This is a genomic window from uncultured Fibrobacter sp., from assembly GCF_947305105.1.
Lineage (GTDB): Bacteria > Fibrobacterota > Fibrobacteria > Fibrobacterales > Fibrobacteraceae > Fibrobacter.
Window position 1 is genome coordinate 116,074 of sequence record NZ_CAMZCS010000002.1, and the last position, 14,554, is coordinate 130,627.

General features: G+C 46.9%; 7 protein-coding genes. 6 read left to right on the forward strand and 1 reads right to left on the reverse strand.

All coding sequences use genetic code 11. The annotated features are described in order from the left end of the window. Positions 1 to 61: 61 nt before the first annotated feature. Positions 62 to 991: a cation diffusion facilitator family transporter gene (locus Q0Y46_RS01870; protein ID WP_297944218.1), complete on the reverse strand. Its 930-nt coding sequence runs from the start codon at positions 989 to 991 to the stop codon at positions 62 to 64. An 81-nt stretch (positions 992 to 1,072) separates the two neighbouring features. Between Q0Y46_RS01870 and Q0Y46_RS01875 the strand changes: the two genes are divergently transcribed. The 6 genes from Q0Y46_RS01875 to Q0Y46_RS01900 all read left to right on the forward strand — a co-directional run bounded on the left by Q0Y46_RS01875 (position 1,073) and on the right by Q0Y46_RS01900 (position 14,543). Further along, positions 1,073 to 2,122: a hypothetical protein gene (locus Q0Y46_RS01875; RefSeq protein WP_297944221.1), complete on the forward strand. Its 1,050-nt coding sequence runs from the start codon at positions 1,073 to 1,075 to the stop codon at positions 2,120 to 2,122. Positions 2,123 to 2,143: 21 nt separating this feature from the next. Continuing rightward, complete coding sequence (locus Q0Y46_RS01880; RefSeq protein WP_297944224.1) at positions 2,144 to 4,423, forward strand: PEP/pyruvate-binding domain-containing protein; 2,280 nt, start codon at positions 2,144 to 2,146, stop codon at positions 4,421 to 4,423. A 205-nt stretch (positions 4,424 to 4,628) separates the two neighbouring features. Continuing rightward, a complete protein-coding gene (locus tag Q0Y46_RS01885; protein ID WP_295683527.1) occupies positions 4,629 to 5,108 on the forward strand; it encodes a type II secretion system protein in 480 nt (159 codons plus the stop codon). Next, positions 5,105 to 6,397 carry a type II secretion system protein gene (locus tag Q0Y46_RS01890; protein WP_295683530.1) on the forward strand — a complete coding sequence of 431 codons (1,293 nt, stop codon included), beginning with the start codon at positions 5,105 to 5,107 and terminating at the stop codon, positions 6,395 to 6,397. Before Q0Y46_RS01885 ends, Q0Y46_RS01890 begins: the two co-directional genes overlap by 4 nt. Positions 6,398 to 6,405: 8 nt before the next feature. Then, positions 6,406 to 12,915, forward strand: a complete 6,510-nt coding sequence (locus Q0Y46_RS01895) for a hypothetical protein (RefSeq protein WP_297944228.1) — start codon at positions 6,406 to 6,408, stop codon at positions 12,913 to 12,915. Between the two features lie 269 nt (positions 12,916 to 13,184). Further along, positions 13,185 to 14,543, forward strand: coding sequence for a prepilin-type N-terminal cleavage/methylation domain-containing protein (locus Q0Y46_RS01900; RefSeq protein ID WP_297944231.1), 1,359 nt, complete (start codon positions 13,185 to 13,187; stop codon positions 14,541 to 14,543). The last annotated feature ends 11 nt before the right edge of the window (positions 14,544 to 14,554 follow it).

Below are 14,554 nucleotides of genomic sequence, written 5' to 3' on the forward strand. Positions count from 1 at the left end.
AAGAACCACCCAGGGAACACCCATGTTGGAATATTCACTATAGTGGATGTTTTTTGCTTGTTTAGCGGGTTATTGTCTTGGTTTCGCCACGGGCGGCCCGTTCTGGAGTGTACGGGTCAATATGGACAAGCGCGTCGACCACGTTTTCGCCACAGTCAATGAGCTTTTGTTCCACATCTTCGGCAATGTCGTGGGCGGCCAGCAAGGTCATGTCGGCAGGGACGACAATATGCAGGTCTACATGCAAGTCGTTGCCCACGTACCGTGTGCGGAAACCGTGGATGCTGATGACTTCGGGGAAGGAAAGAGCGATATTTTTCAGCTTCTCCGAAACTTCCTTGGATGCGCCCCGGTCTGCCACTTGGTGGATTCCGGGCCATGCAATGTCTTTGGCGGAATGCAAGATGAAGAAGGCCACGATGATGGCTCCGACGGCATCGGCGAACCAGAGCTCCGGTATAGCAATGACGGTCACGACAGCGACAATTACGGGAATGGAACTGAATGCATCGCTCCTGTGGTGCCAGGCATTGGCTTCTAGGGCTTGGCTCCTAATTCGTTTTCCTGCTTTCCGTGTATAGTGGAACAGGGCTTCCTTGACGAGGATGGAAACTAGGGCCATGATGGCTACGGGAAATTCGGGCCTCTTGCATTCGCCTGCAATCAAGTTGCAGACGGCATTGTAGCCGATTCCTATACCGACGACGGCCACGGCAATGCCGATGCAAATGGTAATCAACGTCTCGAAGCGGCGGTGCCCGTAGGGGTGTTCTGCGTCTGGTGGTGAATTCCAGAAATGGCTCCCCACGATGACGGCAATATCCGTGATAAAATCGGAAGCGCTGTGGATAGCGTCGGCGACGAGGGCCTGTGAGTTGCCGAGCGTGCCCACGACAAATTTCGCGATAGAAAGTGCAGCGTTCCAGGCGAGCCCTACCCAGGTCACCTTGCGAACTTCGGCACTGTCATCTTTCTTGCGAACGCGAGTCATGTGTAGTAAACTAGTAAAAAAAGGCTGCTCATATATTTGCAGACACTGCCGATTGTGCTTAAACATGGTATATTTTTTATTATGAAAATTTACCAGTTGCTCCCTGTTTGTTCGTTACTTTTCTTCGTTGCTTGTGGTGAAGATTCTTCCAGCGTCATTCGTATTGACCCCGAAACCACTTCCAGCTCGGATGAGATTGCCGAAACCAGTTCCAGTTTCGAGAAAGGTAAAAGTTCGTCTAGCGTCAAGAAGATGTCTTCTTCGAGTTCTGCCGAAGAAATCAAGAGTTCCTCTAGCAAAGCCAAGGTTTCGTCTTCGAGTAAAAAAGACACCCCGTCATCCAGTTCCGCCGATGTCGTAGAATCTTCCTGTTCGGCGAAATCCAATACTTCCTCCAGTTCGTCAAAACCCAATAATTCCTCCAGCTCGAAAAAAACGGATAGTTCGTCCAGTTCAGTAAAGTCAAATAGTTCTTCCAGTTCTTCGAAGAAGGTTTCCAGTTCCTCGGTTGTGAAGAGCTCTTCCAGTTCCGCAGATGTCGTCCTGACCGACCCCATTGAAATTTTCAAGCCGCGGGTTCCGAAAGCGGCGGCCTATCATTGCAGTGTCGAAGATGGTTTCATGGGTGGACGCATGGAAATAGATTTCAACCAACAGGATTGGATCTGTACTTTCAAGTATGGCAATCTGGATGGTTTTGTCTATGTGCAGGGCTCGCCGACCAGCTGTAGGTCGGTGGGCATGGGAGTCAATCCCGAAATCAGTGTGGATACGTCCGTGTTGTACGTGAACGGAAAATATGAGACTTTGAGCACAGTGTCTTACGAATGGGGCGGTAATCACCACAACGACAAGTTCCGCTTCACTTATGATGGCAAGGTCTACGAATACTTCCATTCTTCGTATGGCTTTGGCGGTCGCAGCTGCCAGGAAATGGATTGCATCAGGGTCTTTGAATCAGATGGTACGACTCTTATAGAAGATGGCTGCAAGACCTTTGATGATGACTTGAGTGGAGTGAGGTCTCTGCCGGTCGTGTGCCGCTTTGCCAGCTTGGACGATGGCTCGTTCGGGGATTTCACCGACACGTTTGAATTCTGTAACGGTGATTTCCGGTTGGACACAGATTAAGTATAAACTACTTTTATGCCTATGATGCGTTTGTCCGTACTTGCCTATTTCTTGTTGTCGGCTCTTGTGGCGACGTTTTGGGCGTGCTCTAATGACGATTCTTCCCGTGACACGGTTCGCCCTGTTGACCCTGATATCATAGAGCCCGATACGACGAATGCGGATACAACCAAAAAAGACACAACCCATACAGACACGACGCGGTCGGATTCTATCAAAACTGATACACTTCCTGTTTTTATCCAAAACGAGAACGAGTACACGGGTTTCTACAAAGAAGACGGCTATGCAGCTTTCCGCAAGTTGGCCTACACGTCGAAGACGGAAATGGGCTCGAGCTACCTGGTGAAATTTGTCATTACCGGCTTCGATACAGATTCTCCCGAAGTTCATTTCATGAACACGAAGGCGTACCCGATACATTACGACTTTGCGGAGATGGTTCTGCACGATACCCGCACGGTGTTTGAATTCGAAAGCGAGACGTATTTCACGACAGAGAAGAACACGGTTGCCGGTACGCTTGCGTACTACGCTTCCATCGATTCCATGATTGCGCTGACATTCTTCCCGACGGATTACATTACGCCCGAACAGGTGGCTACGGTCTATAAATTAATTGAAGAACGTATGCTGTTCCTTTCTCCGGGGGCATCCAAGAATTGCCTGTTCTACATGCCTGCGGGGGCGAATGCCGAGGATGCTGCCGCCGAATATGCCGCTGAGTTCAAGGTGGCGAACATCCCTGTCTATACACATGCCCAGTTGTTTGGCGATATACCGTTCTTGATAATGAACACTGGGACTGCATACGGAATGCTTCGAAAGCTCACTGCCGCGGAACTCGATACGGCGATTGTCTCTTCGCACGACATTTTGATTCTCGAAACGCTCCCTGCCGAAATTCCGCTTGCCGCAGCGACCATCAGCAAAGATGCGCAAACTCCGCTTTCGCACGTGAACCTGGCCGCGAAGGCCCGCAAGACGCCGAACATCGCGTTTAACGGCAACGAACTTCCCGATAGCCTGCTCGCCCTTTGCGGAAAACTGGTGAAGTTGGAAGTCAAGTCAAATTCCTATACGGTGGTCGAGGCCACTCTAGACGAGGCAAAAGTTTTCTGGAACAATAGCGTGCGCGACCCGGTGACGCTCACCTACGATTTGACGGATTCGGGCTTCATCGATTTCGCGGACCTCGATTTCAATTCGGCGAAATCGGTGGGTGTGAAGGCCGCGAACCTTGCGGAACTCCACAAACTGCTCCCCGACAACTCGCCCGACGGCTTCGCCGTGCCGTTCTACCACTACAGCCATTTTATGGATTACGCCCAGGTGACCGGGGAACTTTGCGAACGCTCCTTTGCCGACTGCGGGGCCGAAGGTCGCTCTTCGGAAATATGTACCCAGGTAAAAACCGCCTGTGCTGGCGCCCTGCAGGTTTTGGACGCTGAATCAAAGACCGCTGAGCCTGTCGAAGCGTCCTCAACAAGTTCCCTGAGCTTTTCGAAGGGAACATCTCTCCGCAACTACATTACGTCTTTGGTTTCCCGCGAAGACTTTGCCGCCGATACGCGCCTCCGCGAAGCGATGCTCGACAACATCCGCTACATGTTCAAGCACATCCCCGTCGAGAAATCCTTCGGCGAAGCTCTCGATGCCAAGGTGCGCGGGCTTTATGGCGAAGCCGGTGTGCGTTTGCGTTCCAGCACCAATTCCGAAGACTTGAGCGACTTCAACGGAGCGGGTCTCTACAAGTCCGTCAAGGCCACCACGCGCGAAAAGGACCTTCCATCCGACGAAATCCGCAAGGTGTGGGCTTCCGTATGGAGCTTCAAGGTCTTCGAGGAACGTTCCCTCTGGAACATCGACCACTTCTCGGTGCAGATGGCCGTGGCCGTGCATGAATCCTACCCGGACGAAGTCGCGAACGGCGTCATCATTACGCAGAATATCGCGGACTACTCGGTTGCCGGTATCTATGCGAACATCCAGGTCGGCGAAACGTCCGTCACCAATCCCGAAGGCGGTGAACTCCCGGAAATCATTTCCATCATCCCCTCGCCACCGCCGCAGCGCGGCGTGCAGAGCGTGCTCTTGCAGCATTCTACCCTCTGCCCCGATTCGCTAATCCTCAATAGCGGCGAAATCTACGTGCTCTACCGGACCGTCAAGTTGATCCAGGACCACTTTGCCTCGCTTTACAAGAAAAACGCCGACGCCCTTGCCCTTGATATCGAGTTCAAGGTCATGGGGGAGGACCGCAGGATGGTGTTCAAGCAGGTCCGACCCTACATTAATTAGCTTTTTTTTACAAAAAAGCCCTCTTTAAGCGGGAAAATGCGTTTTACGCCTCCAAAAACGTGATTTTTCTCATGGATGTAAAAAAAATTTTAATACGAGGGGCGAAAACATATATATTTTGGTAAAAAAGGCCTGTTTGGAGGGATTGGCCTTTTTGTTTGTATATGTGGATAGCAAGCGCCAGTAGGCGCAAGAAGAGGTTGAGATGTTGCTAGGTAAGGCTCTTAAAAGAAGGAAGGGCTTCGGCATCGTAGAGGTGCTGGTTTCCGCTGCTGTCCTTGGATTTTTATATCTCGCCCTGATGAACCTGCAGTTAGGGAATCGGCAGACGTTGCTCCGCATTCGTGGGCGTGATGCTGCAGTTGAGGTGGCACAGCAGGTGCTCGATTCGTTGCAGGCAAATGGCGTGAATGCTTTACCGGCTGCAGATGATGGAAATCCTGTCATAGTAGATGGCTTGGATTATGAACGCACCTGGGAGCGGGGTACCGGAATTCTAGGAGATAAGTCCCGTATAGTCTACAAAACAAAAATCAAGGTAATGCCTGATTCTGCCTATGTTGTAAAAAACAAAACGGGTTTGGACTCTATATCGCATGTATATGCAAAGAATGTTGTCGTGACTGTCAGTTGGCCTTTTAAGGGGTCCACTCAGTCTATAGATATTTCGGGGGTGATTCGATGAATAACAAGAAGGGTTTTACTCTCGTCGAACTGTTGGTATATATGGCCATTATTGGCGTCATTGTTATTGTTGCTGGGCAGGCTTTCAGTAATAGCACAAAAACTCGGGTCCGCACACAGAATATGATCAAGGCGAGCAGCCTTGCTGAACAAGTTGGTATGCTTCTTCGCGACGATTTGGCTCAGATGGGGGCGAAGTCGTCTTTGGGTGCGTCTGGATTTGAACAGATTCCTGTGTCTGTTGCGGAAGACGACAAATCTTCATTTGTTTATTTTCATGATGAAACAAATGAGTTTGACAGCCTTTCGATGTTGCGTGTCGTTAATAATGACAGCGGGAAGTGTGTTCGTGTGGAAGAGGTCAAATGGAGTGTTCGCGATGGCATACTTTATCGATCTTGCATGACTAAGAGTGTCGATCCCGATTTATGCAAAAATGAATCAGATTCCGAGAATTGTCCTTCGACGGCTCCACTTGCTGTTCAGATTGCGGATGGTGTGACAAAATTCAGGTTGATTCCTGCGACGCCTAATCTGTTGGGTGGAGATCAACAAATTTTCCCGACTTCTTCGGCAAGTGGTATGTTCCGTATGCTTTCTAGAGTGGATCCGTCAAGAAATATTGTTGCAATGAGTGTGAGACCGCAACCAGATGAGTCGGCTTCAAATGTTGTGCGATTGTCCGGTTTCAATACGAACTACAAGGAGACGCCTGCGGAGGGCGACCCGATAGTGTATCACCAAGCTTATGTACTTGATGCTAGTTCTGTATCTTGGCAATGGAAAGATTGCGCTCGGATTCGCCTAATGAAGGGGGCTACTTATGAGATATCATTCTCTATGCCGGTTAACGAAGATGCTTCGCGAATGTTCCGCCCGGGCAAGGACCATTTTGCCGTAGGCATTCGTGATACTAAGGAAAATTTATTTAGAAAGATTGCCGATGTGCCTGATGTTTTAGTATATCCGCCAGAGACGTATGAGGGCCGTGGAGTACGACGGATGCGTTTTTCGAGCAAGATTGCCGACGACGAAACCGATGTGTGTATTGCTTTTACTTTTGCAACGTTCTCGCCTTTGGTTGGCGCCGGAATTATTTCAATATCCAATTTAAAGGTAATGAAAATTGCGGATGACAATTATAGCTTTGTGCCTAACTATGTGCCGGATGTAGTGGATAAACCTTTCGTGCGGGCGTTCAAATTGGAGTTGCAACTAAATCGTAAAGGTGAATCCGGTGAAGTTGATCTTGTTATTCCTGTACCTAGTAATGGTCAAAAAGAAGAATAGGAGGCTTTATGAGAAGTATGCAAAAAGGTGTATCTTTAATAGCTGTTTTGCTGTTCATGCTCGTAGCGACTATTGCAGGGACGGCGACCTATAAGTGGCTTTCGTCTGAAGGCTATACTTCGGCTTCTCGATTGTTGATTAACCAAGCCCGAGCATCGGCCTTGGCTGGTGTGGATGCTGCTCGCTCCTGGATGAGCTCTCATGGCAATGAAACGGGTGCCATTGTAAAGCAGTTCTTTGAAAGAAATAAAAAACCAATTATTTTGAATAGCGTCCTTGCTTCTATGGGTAAGGAAACTCAGGGATTTGATGTTTATCTTGTCGGTGTTGATTTTAATCCGGCCAATCCGGTGTATAAAATGAAAATTTTGTCAAAAGGCTATGTTGATGGTCGAGATGTCTCTTATACAGAAAGTGCTGTACTCAATGTGACAGGCTTGTATCAGGTTCGGATTCCACAGGAACAACAAGCTGTAAATTATAGTTATGCTTATTTTGGTGGATCGACGTCTTATTCTGGGACCCATCATGTATCGGCAATGTTGATTAATGGTGATTGGGGCGGTACTAATGGGGCAAACCCAGGATATTTTGATTCTGACTTTATTGTTACTGGGAATGTCCGCTTAAGTGGTAACAATATGAATATTGGAGGAACAACTTGCGTTGGTGGAAATCTTGTTGCAGATAACGGCTTTTGGGGCAATGATTTGTATGTTGATGGATTTGCTCACAAGGAAGGAAATAATGGCAATGATTTTGTGGGCCAAATTGCAAGGAATGCTTATTTTAATGGTGATGTCACCATTGGAAACCAGGCTAATCCGGGTTTTGATATTCAGGGTAGCATGACCTTGAATGCAACATTGAGAACGCAAGTGGAAAAATTTGGACATTCTATACATGGCAATCTTTGCCTTGGGCAAAATGCAAGGATTGAGTTTGATAATACTCAGAATAGTTGGGGATACAATTGGCTTGTTGGAGGAAATGTGTGGATTCCGACGTCAAAGGAGGGCCCTCGTGAGACAGGAATTGTTACTCATGATGATGTAAATGACACGAAACGTGTATTTGGTGGAAATTCGTCTTCTAAACTTTATATTGCTGATGCGGAGGTGTGTGCATCGTCTTGTCCAAGTACAGACAAACCGACCAAACAGAAGCATACTCCGGGAAATACTGTATCATCATTTGTTTCGAACGGCGATATATTTACCGAATTGCCTAATAAAGCTCCATTTGAGTGTGCAGAAAGTGTTAAGGCATATTGTGATACAATTTGGCATAGAGTTGCTCCTCATGAGAAAAAGTGTGGGCATGCCAAATACAAGGTGGATGATTTGCTGAAAATAGGGTATTCCCAATTTGAGGAATATGCCAATGTTGCTGCAAATTCAAGTGTAAATGCATGCAAAAACTTGACGAGTTTTAGAAAAGATGATAATAATGGTAATACGCAGGATATGAATAATTGTTGGGATTCGCTTATGGCTAATTCCTCATGGCGCTCCACATATTTGTTTAATGATTATCTTGTTCTTAAATTGTCATATGGTCAAAATGATGGCTCTCTTATTGATGGCTCTGATAAGACCCGATTGAATGGCAAATTTATATTTATTTTTGAAAATCCTTTACCTGGTGAAGTCCATTTTCCGAGAACAACTGCAACTACGCGGGCCTTTGTTTATTTGATGGAGGGTGTGTCTCAGAAATTGTATTGTTCTACAAATGATACCTATAACTATTTTATTTTTACCGAAAAAAATATAGCTGAGATGGATGGCTCCTGTACTTGGAGTGGCTCCGTTTATGCAAAGGTAGACACTAATTGTGCGGCTGTACCTACAATAAATGGTAATATTACATTGGAATACAACAAGAGCCTGATTGAAGATATGGTTAATAGTGGAATTGTCTGTACAAATGACCATCATCCAGAAAAACCATGCCCAGTCGGAGCAGATGAACAAGGATCCTCCTCTTCTACCGTTAATAACAATTTTAGTTTGGACCTATTTGATGTGTCTCATATTTCTACAGGAACACGATTGAATGTTACGGTAGAGTCTGAATACAAGAGTGACGAACGGATTAAAGAAGCTGCAGAAACCGTGAAGCCATCGATATTGGTATTGCCTCGTGTTGTTTATATTAATAAAGATGCTCCGGGCTATATGAAAGACTATTTGTCGGTAATCCCGCTAAATGGTTTCCCTGTAATTCAAAATCAGCCGAAGCTTTCGTGCCCTGAGCAGCCGGGTGCCCCAGAAATGTCTGCAACAAAAAAGATTTCAACTAAAGTTCCTACACAGGGTGTTTACAATTGTATTGCTGAAGTAGAACAATCAGGCAAGAAAGACACATCCCTTTTCTACGTTTATGTTGCGGGTGAAGCGGCTTCGACACCGATGGTGCATTTTTCAGGTGATCCCGCACATGACTTCCATTCGGGAGAGACGAATAGTGCGGTTTTGTCCGTAGTTGTTGGCCCTTCAGAATCTGGGGCTCAAGTGCATGTCTCTATTTCCATGACGGATTTGCCTAATGGATGGACTGTGACTAATCTGGATAATTCGCAAATTGCGTGGTATATCGGTAACGATGGTTCCCGATCTATCCAGAAAACGTTCACCCCTTCTGCCACTGAAGAGACTGTTGTGCAACTATTCAAGGTCGGGACGGGAAGTAACCCGATATCTGGAACTGTTCGATTTACGCTTCATTCTCCTCAGGGGTGTATCATTGGTGGTGGTGCCGTCGTGAAAGCTTACAATATTCAGGGGCATGTTACAATCCATCGTGCATCATTGGCTCAATATTGTGCCAAGTATCCAGATAAATGTGATGCGCATCCTGAGTATAAAGAGGCAAAGGATTTACAAGACTGCGATGCTGAAGGAATCTGGGTGCGTGCGAATGGTGTCGGATGTAATCCGATAACGGGATATGAAAATGATCGTTGGTTGTGTGATGCTGGTGTCGGAGCTGCGAATCATATTGTCCTTACGAAAGGTGAGTATAGACGTGAATACTGTGAATTGTATATCCCGACGGAAGCGGAGAAGAACTACATTGAAGACCCCAAAGACGATAATGTAAATCCGGGGGGAGACACCCTCTATGCATCGCTTAAGCGTAAACATTACACGCTTACGATTAAAACGCGTTACGCTTCGGCGGGGTCTGCGGTGAGAGTGGATACGTCAAGTACATTTGGTTCAGGGTATCATCAACTGGGTACACTGTGTTCTTCAAGTAAGGGATGCTCTTATACTATCTATGCAGGGCAAACTGTAAGGTTAGAAGCTGTGCCTCTGGGTGATGATGAATTTAAATATTGGGAAGATGGAAATTCGAATTCCTCCAACGTTCAAATCAATGTTTCTCCGTATGAGTTCATGATCAGTAGAAATGAAACCTATACGGCGGTGTTCAATGAAAAAGATCCACATTGTTTCTATACCGAATTCAAGGAGTATACAGGTCCGGGTATTTGGTGCCGCGACGACAGGATCAAATGTATTGACCATTGTAATTCTTCGACAACTTGCAATGTCGGAGACGGACCGCACCAGAAAGCTAGTTGGATTGAAATCAACAGTAATGGAGTTAATGCGAAACCGGCCATTATCCAAGGCGGCTATATAAAGAATAATAATGCCGAACCTGCAATAATCATGAATACCGTTGATGCAGGGCCTAATGGCGTGTTTACGGCTCGTATTCGTACTGGAATGTTGCCGGCTAACGATTCTCACAATGATTTGAAGTATCTTAACAGCGGTATTGTCGTGCGAGCAAAGCAGGACATGTCGGAATACATTTCTGTCCACTTCTTTGGCACGAATCCTTCGGGTCGTGAAAATGCGAGCGCTACGGGTACACATGTACGTGTTTGTTACTCTAATACTCGTATCAAAACGGGATCTGATCATTGCGCTGAAGTGTCTCTGGTTGGAGTCTCTCCGAATCCTATTCAGGCGTATAACTGGTCTACTGGAGAACAGCTAAACTTCTCTATCACAGTGCGTGGAGATAGCCTTTATGTGGGCGGGTCTTATGCGCAGGGAAATAAAGTACGGGAAATTGAGGGCTCTCTAGATTTGAACGATGTCGTTCAGAATGGAGGCAATACGCTCAACGATGAACAACATCATTACGTCGGTATAAAATTAGAGGACAATCCTTTCGGTGTGTATGACGCGTCGTGGCATTCAGATTTGTTTAGTGACCAATGCTTTGATGAGCCGGCCGTGTTCTGCTCGTTTGCTACAAAATATTTGGGCGGCGAGGTCCCTCTCAATGAATCGGTGACGCCTGCGATTGGTTATTCTGATTGGTTCAAAGACGAAGGAAAAGAATGTACTGATAAGATAACTTACTTCTATAATGGTTGCGATCAGCCCTCCTCCAGTTATAAAAATAGTTTGGGCGCAGGAATCTTCAACAACTGGAATATGTGCAAAAACAACGCCTGTGGCGAAGGCGCTATTTCGAATTTCCTTGCCCAAGATGGCCTAGAACTCAAGAATAATACTGAATACCGTTTCAGTTGCGAGGGAAAACATGGCTTTGAGCATTTGAATCCTCCGGGATATGTACGCAGTGCTTCCGTGAAGGTTGACTGTAGGCTTGTGAATGGCCGAGTGTACACAAGTAAGTGCGGGGAGTTCTATGTTGGAAGGCGTCATAGTTGCCGTCAGGATGAACATTTTGTCACAACGGCTGTAGACCATGGTATTGAAGACGTTGTTATTGAGATCCCTGGCGAAAACGGGGCAAATCTACGAGAATCAAATATTATGTTCGGAATGTCTTTGGGCAATAATGTAAGTATGAAGGCCTGGCTCGAGGATGTGAACGGAGTTGTATCCGATGCTGTGGGGTGGCGTGAAAATGGGCCCTATTTGGTGTCGTTCGAGAAATTCTCCGATCGTTATGGTTTCAATCCTGAGAAGGTGAAAAAAATTAGGCTCAAAGGGTCGGGAAACTATACAATTGATTCTATCGCGAGCTATTGTATGCATTCGCTCAAGGTTTATTGTGGGGCAAATGATGCCGTATATTCTGGAAATAGCTGGAGAATTACGGCCAATATTGACCCGTTTGAGAGTGCGAAAAAATGTAAGGTGGTTTCATACGATGGCAAGGTGGCCGGAACTTATTTTGGCGATTGCAACAGTCAAGGATTGTTCACTTTGCAAGATCCGAATTTCATGAATCGTATTAACGAAAATAGAGAAACCAGTTCCTACGAATTTGAGGTATCTGTGTATGATGATCCGAATGCGACTGTAAATTCCGAGCCAGTGAGTACGTGTATCGCTGGATCTCAGGCTTATGCTCCTACGTCTGCGAATTGTGAATTGGCAGGGGATAATCGTGTCTTCCCACAGGGAGTTGGTGTGCCTGCGGCTGTTGTTGAAGCGGTTAATTGCCCTGAGGATGGTTGTCGGTATAAACTCACGTTGGTTGGTGCGGGGGAATTTGCGCACAGTGACAAGATTTCGGGTGCGAAAACATGGGATCCTCCCTCCATAAATCGTTTGAGTCCGCTTACTACGGGGTCTTACCACTATGAATTCAGATTGTTTAGCCCAGATTCAAGTAAACAGTATGATGCTTGCTCATCGCCTTCATTTGATGTTGTTGCCGCATCGCCTGCCAGGGCTGAAAATTGTGGTGTGACGAACGACCATTTCATTGCGAATGTGATTGGCTCAAACTATGAACAGGTGAATGCCACGTTGGTGCGTACCTCTTGGATGGGGAACCCAACCCAGAATCCGTTGATAACGGTGGGTGTGAATTCGACCGGCTACGTTGATTATGACTTGAGTTCTCTGTCGCAAGGTTATTACGTACTTACCCTAAAACTGAATGGAGATTCCGCTTGCTCTGTTCTGTATACGGCGGGAAATCCCTCTGCACCTGAACTTGATGTGGATTGCCCGACTCAAACGATTACAGACCAGAGTCCGTCTTCTGGAATTTCAGTATCGCCGACCGTGACGGGTTGCGAAGGGAAGTGTAACTGGGAGGTTGTTGAAGGGACTTCTGGAAATACAGGTTCAAATTATAATACAGGTTCCGTCACTTTCTATGATGCGAATGGTTCGGATACTAAGACGTACACGTTTAAGGTTACTCGTTCGGTATTTGGCCAAACTGCGACGGGTCAGTGTACGTTTAATGTGTCATTTGCTTCAACGTCGTCCTCCTATTGTTCTGTGCCCCCAACTCTTGCTTTTGCGAATTGTCATGGATCGGAGAAAAACTTCAATTACAGTTTGAACACGACTAATGCCGTATGCCTAAAAATTCATGGAAATATAGGCGGATGGGGTTGCTCGAATTGCAATGGACGCACATGGCGAATTAATGGAGGTAATCCGACAACATCGACATCAGGGTCCATAACGGCAACATCGGATGGTTATAGCTACATTGATTTAACAGCGGGAACTTATACCTATGCACAACCATATGGCTATAACATATCATGTCCATAATTTGACCATCTTGCAATAACACAAGAGCTCCCGTTTAAGCCCCCCATTGGGGGCTTTTTTGTTACATCTTTCTTACCATGAAAATCCCGTTTTAACCAGCCGCCTGTTATGTGCTGCTTTTAGCTCATAAATCTTATTTTACCACTATTTTATCTGTTGGGTGTGGCGTACGTCACACCCTTTTTATTATTTTATGAACTCCGGGGTCCGGTGGATTCGGGATGTTGTTTGAAATTGTCCTCCTCTGGAGGACGTTACCGTCGGGGCGTATGAACGGGAATTGTGAAAAACGCGGCTTCACGTTAATGGAGCTTATGGTCTATATCGCCATTCTAGGGGTGGTGGTCCTTGTTGCAGGCCGTGCTTTCAGTGATAGTACCAAGTTCCGTGTACGCACCCAGAACATGCTCAAGGCAAGCGAGGTCGCGGAAAAAGTTGCTGATATGTTTTCCGTTGACGTGTCGCAGATGGGTGCCAAGATTTACAAAGAAGCTGGCAGCACCTCCGTACCCGATATGTTCGTAGTTTCCCCTAAAGTTTATATGGATGCATCCGCTATAGTTCCGGATTCGTCGTCGTTCCACCTGGCCCAGTCCGCAAATGGCGGAACGGATACTTTGAAGATGAGGCGCCTGCGCTATTCTTCGACGGGGCAGGCCGAAGTCGTTGAAGAGGTTGTCTGGTTCAAACGCGGCAAGTCTCTTTTCCGTAAATGCTCGGTCGTTGAAAAAATTAAATCGAAAACGTCGTCTGATTGTCCGGATCCGTCCGTGGCGGTGGAAATTGCTTCCGATATCGAACAATTCCACGTAGTCCCTGCGCAACCGGGTGTTGTCGGGGATGCTTTCTCGACTTCTGCGGAAAAGGCTCTTGTGCTCCCTGTTGTCGGCGCTGGGGTGAACGGAACTCCTTTCAGGCTCCTTTCGAGATATGCTTCGGGCCATAGTGGTGACGAGCATTTCCATTTCCTTTCTGTTTTGCCTGCCGATGGGGGCGAAAGAATTAATCTTACAGGTTTTGTGTCCAACTACGACAGAGAGCACGATAAACCCATTTTAGCGGGAAAAGAGGTGAACCAGGTGTTCGTGGGCAAGGCCTTTACGGGGGTTGCGCCGGTGGACGGCAGCCATTGGAACATCCTCTGTTCTAAGGTGACCTTGGAACCGAGCGTGACGTACGAGATTTCGTTCGAATTGCCGTACAATGCGGACAATAGTCGAATGTTCTGCCCTGGACGCGATCATGCTGCTGTGGGCTTTCGCCATTTGGATGGGACCTTGGTCGAGGGTCTTGACGACTTTTTGTTCTATGTACCGGCGACAGACTATGAACCGAATCTGCGTTCCTTCCGCTTTAGCTTGAAAAAGCAGGAGAAGAATGTTTGTCTTGCGTTCACTTTCGCGACCTATTCTCCCGCATCGGCGTTGGGCTCAGTATCTATACGGAATTTGCGGGTGCGAAAGGTTGAATCGGCGAATTACAACTTTGACGACAAGAATTATGTCCCTCTGATTCCGGATAAGAAGAACGTGAAAGCTTTCTTGCTGGAACTTGCAGTAAACAGGGGCGGCGAAAAATCGAATATTTCATTAGTGGTTCCTGTTCCGAGTAACGGGCCAAGGGACTAGGGGGACGAGAT

Excerpts from the sequence above, each read along its gene's own strand:
- Q0Y46_RS01880 (WP_297944224.1), top strand. The coding sequence starts at position 2,144 with ATGATGCGTTTGTCCGTACTTGCCTATTTCTTGTTGTCGGCTCTTGTG.
- Q0Y46_RS01895 (WP_297944228.1), top strand. The coding sequence starts at position 6,406 with ATGAGAAGTATGCAAAAAGGTGTATCTTTAATAGCTGTTTTGCTGTTC.
- Q0Y46_RS01890 (WP_295683530.1), top strand. The coding sequence starts at position 5,105 with ATGAATAACAAGAAGGGTTTTACTCTCGTCGAACTGTTGGTATATATG.
- Q0Y46_RS01900 (WP_297944231.1), top strand. The coding sequence starts at position 13,185 with ATGAACGGGAATTGTGAAAAACGCGGCTTCACGTTAATGGAGCTTATG.
- Q0Y46_RS01885 (WP_295683527.1), top strand. The coding sequence starts at position 4,629 with ATGTTGCTAGGTAAGGCTCTTAAAAGAAGGAAGGGCTTCGGCATCGTA.
- Q0Y46_RS01870 (WP_297944218.1), bottom strand. The coding sequence starts at position 991 with ATGACTCGCGTTCGCAAGAAAGATGACAGTGCCGAAGTTCGCAAGGTG.
- Q0Y46_RS01875 (WP_297944221.1), top strand. The coding sequence starts at position 1,073 with ATGAAAATTTACCAGTTGCTCCCTGTTTGTTCGTTACTTTTCTTCGTT.